A 13,563-nucleotide genomic window follows, 5' to 3' on the forward strand; every position below is an offset into this window, starting at 1 on the left:
GAACAGCCGGCGTGCTCACCTCACGGCAGCAGCCCGGCCGTCCGCAGGTCCAGGTCGATCCGCGGCGCCAGCGTCGCCGCCAGGGTCGAGGTGATGTGGCCGGTGTCCCGGTAGAGCAGCACCCCCTCACGGGCCGGCGGGCACTCCCCTTCGCCCGGGCAGAGCAGGGCGCGGTAGTCCAGCACGGTGACCCCGTACTTGGTGGCCAGGCCGTCGGTGAGCAACGGCTCGGGCAGCAGGGCCTCTTCGCGCGAGAAGGTGCAGGCCTCGCCGGAGGCCAGGCAGACCGGGACGTCCTTGCCGGGCATCGGGGTGTCGGCCAGGTAGGCGACCGGCGCCCCGACGGCCTTCAGCCGCTCCAGGGTGGTGGCCCAGCCGGCCGAGCGCTGTTCGGCGCCGCCGAAGCGGTTCAGGCCGGCGACCACCACCAGGCGGGGCTTCGGGCCGGTGGCCAGCCGGGTGAGGGTGTTCTCCCGCCAGCGGTCGCACTCGGTGTACTCGCGGCCGAGCACCTCGTCCCGCACCGTCATGGTGGGCAGCGGGCAGCCGGGCTTGACCAACACCTCCAGCGCCCAGCCGCGTTGGCGCACCACCGAGAGCAGCCCGGCCATCCACTGCCCGGCGTGCGAGTCGCCGAGCAGCACCACCCGGTCCGGGGAGCGGGTGTCGCCGAACAGGCAGGGCGGGCTCTGATCGGCCGTCAGGGCGATCTGGCAGTCGCCGGCCGGCGGGTGGTCGGTCCGGGCCCGGGCCAAGGTCGGGGTCAGACCGGTGAGTTGGACGCCGGGCGCGAGCAGCAGCGGGCCGCTCGGCGCACCGGCCGGGATCACCACCACGGCGTCCGGGTCGCCGAGGGCGCGCACGGCCCCGCCGCCCAGGGTGAGCCCGGCGATCAGCGGGACGGTGAGGGCCACCGCGCCGACCGAAAGGCCCTTGCGCGGGGCGTTGGAGCGGCCGCGCCGCAGCGGCCTCTCGACGTAGCGCAGGGTCAGCCAGGCGGGCAGCGCGGAGCCGAGCGCGAGGGCGACCGTGACGGCCAACGGCAGGGCGCCGTACCGGGCCTGGGCGAGCGTCAGGACCGGCCAGTGCCAGAGGTACCAGGCGTACGACAGGCGGCCGGCGGCCCGCAGCGGCGGGCTGGCCAGCAGCCCGCCGGCCTGGTACCAGCGGCCGGTGCCCGGGCCGCTCAGCAGCAGGGCGGCGGTGCCGAGGGCCGGCAGCAGGGCCGCGCTGCCGGGGAAGGGGGTGGCGCGGTCGTAGAGCAGGGCGGCCGTCAGCACCGCGGCCAGGCCGAGCCAGCCGAGCAGGGTGGAGCCGAACAGGCGGCGCCGGTAGAGCAGGGCGGCGGCCCCGCCGATCGCGAACTCCCAGAGCCGGGTGGCGGTGGAGAAGTAGCCGAGTGGCGCGGCGTCGGCGGTCCAGCGCAGGCAGAGCAGCAACGACAGCGTGCCGACCAGCAGCGTGACGACCCAGACGGCCGGGCGGCGGCCCTTGGCCAGCAGCAGGACCAGGCCGCCCCAGAGCAGGTAGAACTGGTTCTCCACGCCGAGCGACCAGAAGTGCAGCACCGGGCTCGGGTCCCGGGTGGCGGTCAGGTAGTCGGTCTGCTGCCCGGCGAACCGCCAGTTGGCGAACTGCCCGGCGGCAGCCAGCAGGTCACGGGCCAGGTCGGCGCCGCGCAACGGGTCCAGCAGCAGCCAGCCGCCCAGCGCGGTGGCGGTCAGCACCACGGCGGCGGCGGGCAGGATGCGGCGGGCACGGCGGGCCAGGAAGTCCCGCAGGGCGAGCGGGCGGGGGCCGGCCAGCAGGCCGGTGATGAGGAAGCCGGAGAGGACGAAGAAGACGTCCACGCCCACGTAACCGCCGCTCAGGGCGGGGACTCCGGCGTGGAAGGCGAGCACCGTCAGCACGGCGACGCCGCGCAGGCCCTCGATGTCGGGGCGGAAGGGTGCGGCGCCGCTGCGCGGTGCGGGCGGTGCGGGGGCCGTTCTGGTCGGCCGGGTCAGGGTGATCAGGTCGGACACGGTGGTGCTCCTTGCGACGGCTGCGGTGGGTGTTACCGCCGGGCCCATGGGGGTGGGCCTCCCGGCGGCCGTTCCCGCGCCGGTGGGGCGACGCGCACGGAGGTGCTGAGGGTGTGGTGGTACCGAGGGTGTGTCGGTGCTGGGGGCGTGTCGGTGCTGAGGGCCGGTCAGAAGAGCGGGTCGGCCCAGCCGCTCGCCAGCAGGGCGGTGAGCGCGAGCACGGCGGTGACCGCGAGCGCCTCGGGGCGCCCGAAGCTCTCCGCGCCGGCCTCCGTGGGGGCCCGCTTCGGCCCGCGCACCTGGTCCTCGCCGCGCAGCAGCGCCCAGAGCGCGGTGAGCACCGGCACGGTGGTGTACGCGGTGAGCACCAGCAGCCCGGCCAGCGCCCAGTACGGCTGCCAGCCGTGCAGCAGGACGGCCCGCACCAGGCCGACGACGCCGGCGGCCAGGCAGAACGAGAGCCAGAGCACCCCGATCCGGCCGACGGTGCGGCCGAGCGCGGAGCGGCCGGCGATGGCGCCGGTGGGCACCCAGTCGGCGCTGCGGCTGCGCAGCGCGTGGCCGAGCGCGATCACGTGGCAGAAGCCGCTGAGGAGTTGGACCCGGGTGACCTCGAACCGCCAGCGGGTACGGGAGGCGGCGGGCAGCAGGGCGAGCGAGACCCAGAGCGGTGGCAGGAAGGGCAGCACCTGCCAGGGCTCGATCCGCTCGGGGGCGAAGAAGAGCAGCAGCAGGGCGGGCAGCGGCACGGCGAAGACGTTCACGGCGCTGCTGAGGTAGCCGAGGATGCCGTTCCAGAAGCAGATCCGGGCGGAGCGGGACAGCGGGCCGCGGTGGAAGTCGGGGTCGCGCAGCAGGGCGAGCGAGCCGAGGCACCAGCGGTACTGCTGGCTGATGAACGCGGACAGGCCGGTGGGCGAGAGGCCCTTGGCGAGCAGGGTGGGCACGTAGCGGGTGCGGTAGCCGTGCCGGGCCAGCGCGAGGCCGGTGTAGAGGTCCTCGCTGTGGTCCGACTCGAAGAATCCGCCCGCGAGTTCGAGGGCGTGGCGCCGGTACAGCGCGTTGGTGCCGCAGCAGACGGTGCCGTCCTGGGCGTCCCGGGAGGGCTGGATCCAGCGGTAGAAGATCTCCTGGGTCGCTCCGGCCCCGCGCTCCAGCCAGCTCATCGAGGCGTCGGTGTCGAAGCACTGCGGGCTCTGCACGATGCCGGTCTCGGGCTGGTCGAAGTAGGGCACCAGGTGGTCCAGGAAGTCCTCGCGCGGGCAGAAGTCCGCGTCCAGTACCGCCACCAGGTCGGAACTACCCGCCGCGAGACCGAAGTTGAGGTTTCCGGCCTTCTTGAACCGGCCCCGGTCGGGTCGGCTGTGGTAGCGGAAGCCGTACTCCTCGGCGAGGGCTCGGACGGCCGGGTCGTCGGCGTCGTCGAGCACCCGGACGGTCAACTCGCCGTCCCAGCGCACCCGGGAGACGTGCCGGTAGGCGTTCTCCAGGACGGTGAGGGGTTCGCCGCAGGTGGGCAGCAGCAGGTCGACGCTGGGGATCCGCTCGGGGCGCCAGGCCCGGAGCAGCAGTTGGTGGCTGTCCAGCGAGTGGCGGCGCTGGCGCTGGCCGTCACCGAGGCCGAGCAGCCAGGTGGCGCCGTTCAGCACCACCAGCACCAGGAAGGGCCAGAGCAGCGGGTGGCTCAGGGCGAACAGGCCGAGGGTGACGGTGGCTCCGGCATAGGAGAGCGCGGAGCAGAGCAGCACCCAGCGGCGCTGCGGGCCGAAGTACCAGTAGAGCTCCCGGTCGTCGGGCGGCTCCGGCAGGGCCGGAGCGGGCGAACCCGGCGAACCGGGCGTCGCGGACGGAGTGATCTGGCGTGCGGGCATGCGAAAGAAAGCCCCCCCGGGCTCGAACGGACGGAACCGTACGCCCGTCAGTCTCCCACATTGGTCTGGACCAATCGTGAACAGGGTATGAATCACGCCAGGCAGCAAGGTTCCTGACGCTCCATCAGCCCCTTCGCCCTCGCGCCCCCGCCTCAGAGCGCCTTCGTCAGCCGCTCGAACCGCAGGTCCTCACGGAGCGGAACGCCGAACCGCTCGTCCCCGTACGGGAACGGCGAGAACTCGCCGGTGCGGCGGAACCCGCGCCGCTCGTACCAGGCGATCAGGTCCGCCCGCTGCTCAATCACCGTCATCTCCAGCTCGCGCGCACCCCACTCGGCCCCGGCCACCCGCTCCGCCTCGGCCAGCACCTGCCGCCCGACCCCGCCGCCCTGGAGCTCCGGACGGACCGAGAACATGCCGAAGTACGCACGGTCACCCCGGTGTTCGAGCTGACAGCAGGCCAGCAGCTCGCCGTCCCGCTCCGCCAGCAGCAGCCGGCTGCCCGGCGCCTCGATCACCGCGGCCACGCCCTCGGCGTCCGTCCGCTGACCCTCCAGCAGGTCCGCCTCGGTGGTCCAGCCGGCCCGGCTGCTGTCACCGCGGTAGGCCGACTCGACCAGCGCCACCAGCGCCGGAACGTCGGCGGGCCCGGCCGGACGGAAGGTCAGTTCGGAGGTCTCGGAGGTCATCGTCGGTACTCGCTTTCCGCTTCCCGGGCCGACCGCCGGCCCGCCCCTGCATCGTGCCACAGCGCCGCGCCATGTCGGCTTCCACCACCATCTGGGCGCCGATGGTGTGGTCTACGCGCCATGGCGCCGCTGTCCCGTGCATGACTACTCTCGTCCGCGCCCGGCGAGCCCCCTCGCTCGCCCGTCTCCCAGGAGTGCCCATGCCCCACCGTGCACCCGTACTCCGCACCCCCGCCGGCTCCCTGCTGCGCGCCGCCCTCACGGCCGCCACCACCGGCGCCCTCCTCCTCGGCACGGCCACCCTCGCGCAGGCCGCCCCCTCCCCCTCCCACCCCTCCCACCCCGAGCGCGACTTCGCCGGCTCCACCGTGGCCGCCCACGAGGGCAGATCGGCCGCCGCCCCGCTCGCCTCCCTGGCCGTCACCCAGACCCTCGGCAACGACGTCTCCAGCTGGCAGGGGAACGTCAACTGGTCCACCGCCAAGGCCAACGGCGCCCGCTTCTCCTACGTCAAGGCCACCGAGGGCACCAGCTACACCAACCCGTACTTCGCCCAGCAGTACAACGGCAGCTACAACGCCGGGCTGATCCGGGGCGCCTACCACTTCGCCCTGCCGAACAACTCCAGCGGTGCCACCCAGGCCACCTGGTTCGTCAACCACGGCGGTGGCTGGTCGGCCGACGGCAAGACCCTCCCGCCCGCCCTCGACATCGAGTACAACCCCTACGGCGCCACCTGCTACGGCCTCTCCCAGAGCGCCATGGTCAGCTGGATCCGCTCCTTCTCCGACACCGTCCACTCCCGCACCGGCCGCTACCCCGCCATCTACACCACCACCAACTGGTGGCAGCAGTGCACCGGCAACAACGCCTCCTTCGCCACCACCAACCCCCTCTGGCTCGCCCGCTACGCCTCCACCCCGGGCACCCTCCCGGCCGGCTGGACCTACCAGACCATCTGGCAGTTCGCCGACTCCGGCCCCCTCCCCGGCGACCAGAACTACTTCAACGGCGCCTACGACCGCCTCCAAGCCCTCGCCAAGGGCTGACCCCCACCACCCCGGCCCGGGAGGCACCCCACACCTCCCGGGCCGGCTCCGCTCAAGCCCTACCAACCGAACTGCGGCTGCCCGACGATCCCCGCACCGGCCTTGGCCGCCAGCCACGTCACCCGCTCGTCCTCTCCGGCCCAGGTGTGGACGAAGACCGTGTGTTCAGGGCCGGGGTCGTTACCGTGGATGTCGCGACTGTTGAGCGCGATCTGCAGCTCGGCGTGCTTCGAGTCCTGGCCGAGGTTCAGCTCGGGCACCGGCGGCCACGTCAGATGGCCCCACGACAGGGAAAGCGGGCAGATGCCCTCGCCGGCGTACAGGGCCTCGGCCGCCTCCTCGAAGGTGGCCGGGTCCCAGGCCACCGAGACGGGAAACCGATCCAAGGGTGGAACGAAACGAGCTTCGGGGAAGGCTGCCTCCAGCCGTTCCAGCTCGGCTTCGGTCCGCGCCCACCCTTGCAAGGAGGAGTCCAGGCAGGCCTGCGGCACGGACGCCAGCAACCTCCGCGTCAGGTCGAGCACTTCGGCCAGGTCCGTCGTCCTCCGGATCGGATACGCCCGCGAGTTCCCCATGATCGAGATCATGCCAGACGGCCACCTCGCCGTGGGCTGACCATCCGTCACCGCCGGGGAGCCAGGGTCACACCACGGCACCGCCGCCGTCCACCGTGAGGGTGGTGCCGGTGGGGCCCACCGCAAGCGGATCGCGACAGCTGGGGATCCGGAGGTTCGCGTGGTGATGCACGCCGGCGGCGGGACCACGCCGCGCTGAGTGCGCCGTCGTCGACCCGACCACGGCCGACCGCCCGAACGCATGGCGGTCACGGCCTCAGGGCCTGGCGTCGACGGTGCCTTGGAGGCGGTAGGCGGTGGAGGCCGTGCCCCCGAGGGAGGCGAGCAGCTCGATGGCGGCGGCGAGGGTCGGGGCCCCGGCCAGGCGGGCGGCCGCGAGGTGGGCGGGGAGGCGGCCGGCGGTGGTCAGGGCTGCCCACTGGGCCTCGGAGAGGGCGAGGTAGCGCAGGCCGGGCAGGTCGGCCAGCACCGTCAGGTCCGGTGTGGGGCAGCGGGACAGGTCGAGGGATCGCAGCGCGGGCAGGGTGCGCAGCGGGGTGAGGTCGACGGCGTCCTGTGCACCGACGGCGAGGGAGGTGAGGTGTGAGTGGCCGGTGAGGGGGAGGAGGTCGGCTCCGGGGGTGAGGTCGAGAGCCAGGTCCTCGATGGGGAGCGCCGCGAGCGGGGTCAGGTCGGTGGTGGCGCAGCGGTTGAGGTGCAGGCGTCGCAGGTGCGGGGTGGCGGTGAGCGGCCGGAGGTCGACGGGTGACGGGGCGTCATTGAGGTGGATCGCCTGGGCGTGCGGGCTGAGCGGCTCGTCGAGGGTTCGGATCACCTGTTGCCGCGCGTGGCGGTCCTGCTGCTCGTCGGGCTGGTCCAGGATCTGGCCGAGCCAGGCGGTGACGGAGGGGGCGACGTAGCGCGGGCCGTCGTGGAAGTCCCGGCCGACCTCGATCACCTGGCCCGGGCGGCCGTTCGCGGCGGGTGCCAGGTCCACGGCGAAGTAGTTCCCGTCGAACCAGGTGGCGAACGGAAGCCAGCCCGGATGCCCCGAGCAGCGGCGCACCGTGTTCGACGGGTCGGCGTCGAAGACCACCTGGTTCCAGTCGAGACCCCAGCCGAACCAGGTCGGAACCCCGATGTATTCGCCGTGCTGGGCCATGGCCGCCTTGAGCGGCAGCCAGCAGTACCCGTCCAGGGCTTCGCTGTCGCCGTCCCCGTCCGCCTCCCGGTAGAGGGCGCGCAGGTCTGCGGGCAGCGGCAGGCCGAGCTCGCGCTCGGTCGCGGCAAGCTGCTCCTCGGTGACGGGTGCCGGCATCCGCAGGTCGGTTCCGGAGCGCTCGGCGTGTCGGCGCAGGACGGCCCGCAGCCGCTCGACGGCCCGTGCCGGATCCCCGTCCGGGCGCAGCCGGGACGGTTCGGCGTCGTCGGCCGCGCCCGGTTCGGACGGTCGGAAGTCGGGGTCGACGGTCAGTGTCCAGCCGTCCCCCGGGCTGGCCCCGGGCTCCAGCGCGCCGGGGGACACCACCAGCTCGAAGTCACCCGTCGGACGGCAGGTCATCTCCAGGACGATGCTCTCCCAGCCCTGGTTGTCCCTGAACCAGGACCCCAGCGCGGCCAGGCCACGGTACGGGGACGGACCCCCGACGCGGAGGCCTGGACGGCTCGGCACCGCGTATCCGCCACCGGCCAGGCCGACACTGCCCCGGCTCCCGTGCCCCCGCAGCACGCATGCTGTCCAGGCGTCAGGGGCCTTCGCGACGACCTCCTCCATGATCTGTCGCACCGCGTGTTCCAGTGCCGGATCCATGACCGCCCCCTCGTTCCTCGCTGTTCGGACGATCATGTCAGCAGGCCACGACACTGCCCTGACGTGGGTTCAGCGCAGCGGCGCCGCACCGGAGCAGAGCCGCCGCCCGGTCCCCAGGTCGAAGGTGTCGGACACCATGAGGGCCCCCGTCCCGACCAGCACCACCCCCGCCACCAGGGCGACCACCGCGAGGACGCCGTACCTGGCCCGGCCGGCCAGCCGCAGGGCGAGCGGCACCAGCACGGCGAGCAGCCCGAACCCGAGCACCCCCCAAGCCCCCACCCGCATACCGGAGTTGGCGGGCAGGTCCAGGCAGCTCGCCAGCACCGCCCGGTGCCGCTCCTCGTACGCCACCTCGAACCACCACGCGCAGAGCGCACCGAGCACCGCCGCCACCACGGCGAACACACCGGCCCCCGACGGGGCCCGACGGGCCGTCATCAGTACCAGCTCGGGGAGACTCGGACCACCCGCACGCGCTGCTCGCCCTCGGACTTCTCGGTGGCGGGCAGGCGGCCCTCCAGGCTGACGTTCTGCCGGGAGGTGGTGTGCTGGGTGTACTTGACGTCGCCGTCGGGGGTGACGGCGGTGACCACGGCGGCGTGGTGGGTGTTGCCCTTCTCGATGTGCTCGTTGTCGCCGGCCTGCTCGTAGAAGATCAGGTCACCGGGCATGGCCTCCGAGACCGGGACCTCGTGACCGCCGTTCTGCAGCATGAAGTTCTGCAGGTTCTCGGCGGCGCCCCAGCTCTTGGAGTAGTCCATCCGCTCGTCCCACCATCCCGAGTCGGCGTCGTCGTCGCGCCCCCAGCTGTCGTCGGACCAGCCCGGGCCCCAGCCGCTGTCCGGCTTCTCCCGCAGGCCGCCCTGCTTCAGCGACTCGGAGGCGAAGTTGGTGCAGTTGTTGTCGAGCTTGTCGATCGAGGTGTCGTCCCAGTGCTCCAGCGCCCACTGCACCTGCTTGACCCGGTCGTACTTGCCGTCCCGCCCCCGCAGGTCGAGCTTCACGCTCTCCGGGATGCCGTCGAGGTTGGCGATCCGCACCGGTTCGGCGCGCATCAGCTCGCGCTGCTCCTGGACCGAGAGCCCGGCCCACCAGTCCCGGACGACCTGCGGGTCACGGCCGTCGGGAATGGCGGCCGAGAGGATGTTCATCTGGGTGTGCGAGGCGGCGGTCTGGGCCTCGTCCAGCGCCTTGGCCGGGTCGGACTCGTACGTCATGCCCATCAGCGCGCGGAGCTCCGGCTCGGCGAGCGCATCGGCCTCGCGGGCCTGGCGCAGCGCCTCCTTGATGAGGTCGGAGACGTCGTTGAGGTCGGTGAGCTTCTGGCTGGTGACACCGTCGCCCTGGGTGGAGGCGTTGCCGTTCTCGTCCACCGTGATGCCGTGGGCGTCGGCGAGTTCGAGGGCGTGCTGCAGGGTGCGCCGGGCGTACTCCATCGACGAGGCGAGCCCGTCCAGCACCATCGTGATGCCGCGCATGACGTCGGCGCCGGCCTCCAGCCGGTCGGCGACGTCCTTCAGGTCGCCGGCGGCCTCCCGGCCGACGGCGTCCGTCCAGTTCTCCTCCAGCGGGCGGGAGCCGTTGGCCCGGATGTCCTCGGCCGCCTGCAGCGCGTGCTTGGAGAGCGAGAGCCAGTCCTCGGCGGCTGCCTGCCACAGGCTCGGATGGGCGTTCTTGAGGTCCGAGAAGGTGATCATGCCGCTCACGCCCGTCCGAGCTCGGTCATCGCGGCCCGCATCCGGGCCTCCGCCTCGGCGTCGGCGGCGTCGTAGCCGTCGGCCGAGCTGTGCAGCTGCTCCGAGAGCCGCTGCAGACGGTCGGCGAGCACCACCATGTGACGCTCCCAGTCCGCGGCGCACTCCCGCAGCGCGGCCGCCGAGGACCAGCCGGGGTCCGCAGACCCCGCGGTCTCGCTGGAGTCCAGCGCACCGGAGAGCCGGCTCCTGGTCTGCCCGCTCAACTCCCCCATGCTCGTCCCCGCCCTGCGCACCCCGTCAGTGGAGATGCCTATGTCCTGCATCCGGACCCCCGTCCGTTCCCCGTCTCGACACCGGTCGTAGCCGGAGCCACCCTAGCGGGGCCGTCCGACGGTGCGTCAGGAACCCTGGGTGCCCTGGGTGCCCTGCTCCACGGTGGTCTTGAAGGACTGGAGGCAGCGCTGGGCGTCGTGGGCGGTGAAGCCGAGCCAGTCGGTGACGCTGTCCAGGACGCCGTGCGGGGTGTGGTCGAGTTGGAGCATCACCCTGGTCCGGCCGGTGTCCAGGGCGTGGAAGGTGACCACGCCGGCCGCGTCGGTGCGGCGGGCCGGCTGCCAGGCGATCCGCTCGCCCGGGATCAGTTCGGTGACCGTCGCCTCGGACTCCCGCTGCTCGCCGTTGACCTCGGTGACCCACTGCAGGGCCGAGCCCGACAGCCGGACCGCCTCGACCCCGTGCAGGAAGCGCGGGTAGCCGGGGCTCGCCAGCCACCGTTCGTACGTGGCCGTGACCGGCGCTTCGACCTCCACCGACTCCGCTATGTGCGACACGGGACACTCCTCTGCGTTCGACGACGGTTCCCTCCGAGCTCTCCGCCTGCCCCCGATCCGCCGGTCCACACGCACCCACACGCTCCCGGCGCCGACCACCGCCCCGTCTCGGTCCGCAGACGCACCACCGCCTGACGGACCGTCGGCCGCTATCGTGCCGGAATGACCACCGCGCCCCAGTCGCCCCGGCCCACCGAACCGCCGCAACCCGCCGTCCTCTCCCTCTCCGAGGTCTCGCTGCACCGCCCCACCTCCGGCCAGGAGGTCATCCTCGACCGGGTCGACTGGACCGTGCGAACCGGTCAGCACTGGGCACTGCTCGGCGCCAACGGAGCCGGCAAGACCACCCTGCTGAAGATCGTCGGCGCGGTCACCTTCCCCACCTCCGGCTCCGTCGAGGTGCTGGGCGAGCGCTTCGGCAAGGTCGACCTGCGCCAACTCCGCGCCCGGATCGGCCTGGTGTCGAGTGCTCAGAGTGTCCCGCAGGACGCCACCGCGCACACCGTGGTGCTGACCGGGGCCACCGGCACGGTGCAGCCGGTCTGGCAGGCGTACGACGCGGCGACCCGCGAGCGGGCCCACCGGCTGCTGGCCGAGCTGGGGCTGAAGGAGCTGGCCGAGCGCCGCTTCGGGGACTGCTCCAGCGGCCAGCGCGCCCGCGTCCTGATCAGCCGGGCCCTGATGGCCGACCCTTCCCTCCTGCTGCTCGACGAGCCGTTCAACGCCCTCGACCTGCCCTCCCGCGAGGACCTGATCGACGCGCTGCACCTGCTGGCGGACCGTCAGCCCGGCCTCACCACCATCACCGTCACCCACCACCTCGAGGAGCTCCCCCCGAACACCACCCACGCGCTGCTGCTCCGCGACGGCCGCGTCCTGGCCTCCGGCCCGGTCGCCACCACCCTGACCGCCGAGCACCTCAGCGCCTGCTTCGGCCGCCCGGTCCAGGTCACCCACGACGAGGGGCGCTGGTACGCCCGTTCGGGTCGCAGCGGCGGCTGACCCGAACGGATGGCTCCTGGTACACGGGTTCCCGCGCCGGGTACACGCGAGGAGGCCCGAACGGAGGCATCCATGTCCGTCCCCCGGCAACCGCACCCTCACCGGTGAGGCGCGCAGCGCGCCGGGCCGCCGCCGAACTGTGGGCGCGCGGCCGTGAGATCGAGCTGCTCCACCGGGCCATGGCCTTCGCCGCGCTCTGCTTCGTCACCCTCGTCCCCCTCCTCATCGTGATCGCCGCCGCCTCCCCCACCCAGGGCAGCGGCATCGCCGACTGGCTGATCGACGGCCTCGGCCTCTCCGGCCGCTCGGCCGATCGGGTGAGCGAGCTGTTCGCCTCGCCCCGCCAGGTGCTCAGCACCACCACCGCCCTCGGCCTGACCGCTCTGGCGGTCTTCGGCATCGGTCTGATGTCGGCGGTCCAGAACGCCTACGAACGCATCTGGGGCCTCCCGGCCGGCGCCTGGCACAACGTCTGGCGCCAGACCGTCGCGCTGGCCGGCCTGATCGGCTACATCCTGGCCGCGGCCTGGAGCGGCGTGCCCTGGCACGACACCGCCGCCCGGGCCGCGCTCCGCTGGTCCACCACCATCGTGGCGGGGGTCCTGCTCTTCTGGTGGCTGCAGCACTTCCTGCTCAACTCCCGGGTCCCCTGGCGCACCCTGTTCCCGGGTGCCCTGTGCACCGTGGTCGCCCTGACCGGTCTACGCGTCTTCTCCCGGCTGGTCTTCGCCCCGCTGGTGGTCGACAGCGCCATCTCCTACGGAGTGGTCGGCACCGTCCTGGTCGTCCAGTCCTGGCTGATCGGCGTCGGCTACACCGTCTACGGCGGCGCCCTGGCCGGCCGGACGCTGCACCACACCCGCCACCCCGACTCCGATGCCGCCCCCGGCCCCGGCTGATCAGCAGGCGCGCGCCGAGGGCCCGAACAGCACCAGCGCCGCGTCGTCCTCACTCGGCGCGCTGGCGTGCAGCTCCACCGCGGCCCGCAGGTCCGACAGGGCGTCAGGAAGGAGCGGTGCGTCCAGCAGGTGGGCGTGGTCGACGAGCGGGAAGAACCGCCCGGCCCGGTCGCGCGCCTCGACGATCCCGTCGGTGTAGAGCAGTACGCGGTCCCCGTCGGCCAACCGCAGGCGGCTCCGGCCGGGGCCCTCGTCGAGCAGGTCCCCCAGGCCGAGCGGCAGGCCGGGCACCGTCGGCTCCACGAAGGCGGTGCGGCCGTCCACCGCCCGTACCAGGGGCGGGAGGTGACCGAAGTTCAGCACGCTCAGCACGCCGTCCTCGGTGTACTCGATGAGCACGAGCGTCACGAAGCGGTCCGAGTCGCGGCCCCGCCGCAGCGCGCGCTCCATCCGCTCGCCGATCCGGTCCAGGCTCTCCACGTACGGGGCGGCCTCCCGGAACGCGCCGAGCACCCTGGTCGCGGTCCCGGCGGCCTCCAGCCCCTTGCCCTGGACGTCCCCGATCACCATCCGCACCCCGCCCGGCACGGCGGCCACCCCGTACAGGTCGCCGCCGATCGGCGTGGTGTGCCCGGCGCAGGTGCAGGAGGCGGCCACCGCCACCGGTCCGACGCTGGCCGGCACCGGTTCGAAGACCACCTGTCGGGCGACCCGCACCACCGGGGCCAGTGCGTCCAGCGCCCTGCGCGCCTCGTCCCGGGCCCGTTCGGTCCGGTACCGCAGGGCCGCCGCGTAGGCGGCCGCGGCCGTGACCCCGACGGTGGTCGAGTAGGCGACCCAGGCCCGGAAGCTGTGCGCGGTGCCCGCGGAAACGGCGACGACCAGACAGACGGACAGCGCCACCGCCCCCGTCCACACGACTCGCCTGACCCGCTCGTTGGCGGCGGCCACGGCGGGCGCGACGGAGTAGGCGGCCAGCAGGGTCAGCTCCTCGCCCACCAGGACGTCGGTGCCGACCACGGCGGTCAGCACGGCGAAGGGGTAGGCGGCCACCAGTCGGCGGTGCACGGTCGTGGTCACTGCTCTCACCTGCCTGTCGGGGGACGCTCCCCCCGGGCACGTGCCGCGAATCCTA

General features: G+C 73.3%; 13 protein-coding genes. 3 read left to right on the top strand and 10 right to left on the bottom strand.

Translation table 11 applies throughout. The features are described from left to right. Positions 1–20: 20 nt before the first annotated feature. From ACWEPF_RS02660 to ACWEPF_RS02670, 3 genes are all read right to left on the bottom strand, one after another. Positions 21–2,024 (bottom strand): acyltransferase family protein, encoded by a 2,004-nt coding sequence (locus tag ACWEPF_RS02660; protein ID WP_452171096.1) that lies wholly within the window; start codon positions 2,022–2,024, stop codon positions 21–23. A 167-nt stretch (positions 2,025–2,191) separates the two neighbouring features. Next, entirely contained in the window at positions 2,192–3,895 is a 1,704-nt protein-coding gene (locus ACWEPF_RS02665) for a glycosyltransferase family 2 protein (RefSeq protein ID WP_380150029.1), read from the bottom strand. A 152-nt stretch (positions 3,896–4,047) separates the two neighbouring features. Continuing rightward, on the bottom strand, positions 4,048–4,584 hold the full coding sequence (locus ACWEPF_RS02670) for a GNAT family N-acetyltransferase (RefSeq protein ID WP_380150030.1): 537 nt from the start codon (positions 4,582–4,584) through the stop codon (positions 4,048–4,050). A 200-nt stretch (positions 4,585–4,784) separates the two neighbouring features. On the opposite strand from ACWEPF_RS02670, the gene ACWEPF_RS02675 reads away from it, so the two are divergent. Continuing rightward, positions 4,785–5,633, top strand: a complete 849-nt coding sequence (locus ACWEPF_RS02675) for a lysozyme (protein WP_452171097.1) — start codon at positions 4,785–4,787, stop codon at positions 5,631–5,633. A 59-nt stretch (positions 5,634–5,692) separates the two neighbouring features. Here the strand turns inward: ACWEPF_RS02675 and ACWEPF_RS02680 are convergent, their stop codons facing one another. The 6 genes from ACWEPF_RS02680 to ACWEPF_RS02705 form a co-directional block, all read right to left on the bottom strand. Further along, positions 5,693–6,220 (bottom strand): hypothetical protein, encoded by a 528-nt coding sequence (locus ACWEPF_RS02680; protein ID WP_452171098.1) that lies wholly within the window; start codon positions 6,218–6,220, stop codon positions 5,693–5,695. Between the two features lie 244 nt (positions 6,221–6,464). Beyond that, the gene (locus ACWEPF_RS02685) at positions 6,465–7,997 is read right to left on the bottom strand and encodes an SMI1/KNR4 family protein (protein ID WP_452171099.1); all 1,533 of its coding nucleotides are present in this window, start codon (positions 7,995–7,997) and stop codon (positions 6,465–6,467) included. Between the two features lie 69 nt (positions 7,998–8,066). Then, positions 8,067–8,438 (bottom strand): hypothetical protein, encoded by a 372-nt coding sequence (locus ACWEPF_RS02690; RefSeq protein WP_380150035.1) that lies wholly within the window; start codon positions 8,436–8,438, stop codon positions 8,067–8,069. Next, a complete protein-coding gene (locus tag ACWEPF_RS02695; RefSeq protein ID WP_452171100.1) occupies positions 8,438–9,697 on the bottom strand; it encodes an amidase domain-containing protein in 1,260 nt (419 codons plus the stop codon). The genes ACWEPF_RS02690 and ACWEPF_RS02695 overlap by 1 nt, the downstream gene beginning before the upstream one ends. A gap of 5 nt (positions 9,698–9,702) precedes the next feature. Further along, on the bottom strand, positions 9,703–10,020 hold the full coding sequence (locus tag ACWEPF_RS02700) for a type VII secretion target (protein WP_452171101.1): 318 nt from the start codon (positions 10,018–10,020) through the stop codon (positions 9,703–9,705). 75 nt (positions 10,021–10,095) lie between these two features. Beyond that, positions 10,096–10,527, bottom strand: coding sequence for an SRPBCC family protein (locus tag ACWEPF_RS02705; protein WP_452171102.1), 432 nt, complete (start codon positions 10,525–10,527; stop codon positions 10,096–10,098). 162 nt (positions 10,528–10,689) lie between these two features. Between ACWEPF_RS02705 and ACWEPF_RS02710 the strand changes: the two genes are divergently transcribed. Together ACWEPF_RS02710 and ACWEPF_RS02715 are read left to right on the top strand one after the other, a co-directional pair. Beyond that, positions 10,690–11,529 (top strand): ABC transporter ATP-binding protein, encoded by an 840-nt coding sequence (locus ACWEPF_RS02710; protein ID WP_380150039.1) that lies wholly within the window; start codon positions 10,690–10,692, stop codon positions 11,527–11,529. A gap of 104 nt (positions 11,530–11,633) precedes the next feature. Continuing rightward, complete coding sequence (locus tag ACWEPF_RS02715) at positions 11,634–12,428, top strand: YhjD/YihY/BrkB family envelope integrity protein (protein ID WP_452171103.1); 795 nt, start codon at positions 11,634–11,636, stop codon at positions 12,426–12,428. Here the strand turns inward: ACWEPF_RS02715 and ACWEPF_RS02720 are convergent, their stop codons facing one another. Next, a complete protein-coding gene (locus ACWEPF_RS02720; RefSeq protein ID WP_452171104.1) occupies positions 12,429–13,508 on the bottom strand; it encodes a PP2C family protein-serine/threonine phosphatase in 1,080 nt (359 codons plus the stop codon). Positions 13,509–13,563 lie beyond the last annotated feature (55 nt).

Source organism: Kitasatospora sp. NPDC004289 (assembly GCF_053602875.1).

Coding starts and splice junctions, on each gene's coding strand:
- ACWEPF_RS02665 (WP_380150029.1), bottom strand. CDS start 3,895: ATGCCCGCACGCCAGATCACTCCGTCCGCGACGCCCGGTTCGCCGGGT.
- ACWEPF_RS02670 (WP_380150030.1), bottom strand. CDS start 4,584: ATGACCTCCGAGACCTCCGAACTGACCTTCCGTCCGGCCGGGCCCGCC.
- ACWEPF_RS02675 (WP_452171097.1), top strand. CDS start 4,785: ATGCCCCACCGTGCACCCGTACTCCGCACCCCCGCCGGCTCCCTGCTG.
- ACWEPF_RS02680 (WP_452171098.1), bottom strand. CDS start 6,220: ATGATCTCGATCATGGGGAACTCGCGGGCGTATCCGATCCGGAGGACG.
- ACWEPF_RS02685 (WP_452171099.1), bottom strand. CDS start 7,997: ATGGATCCGGCACTGGAACACGCGGTGCGACAGATCATGGAGGAGGTC.
- ACWEPF_RS02690 (WP_380150035.1), bottom strand. CDS start 8,438: ATGACGGCCCGTCGGGCCCCGTCGGGGGCCGGTGTGTTCGCCGTGGTG.
- ACWEPF_RS02695 (WP_452171100.1), bottom strand. CDS start 9,697: ATGATCACCTTCTCGGACCTCAAGAACGCCCATCCGAGCCTGTGGCAG.
- ACWEPF_RS02700 (WP_452171101.1), bottom strand. CDS start 10,020: ATGCAGGACATAGGCATCTCCACTGACGGGGTGCGCAGGGCGGGGACG.
- ACWEPF_RS02710 (WP_380150039.1), top strand. CDS start 10,690: ATGACCACCGCGCCCCAGTCGCCCCGGCCCACCGAACCGCCGCAACCC.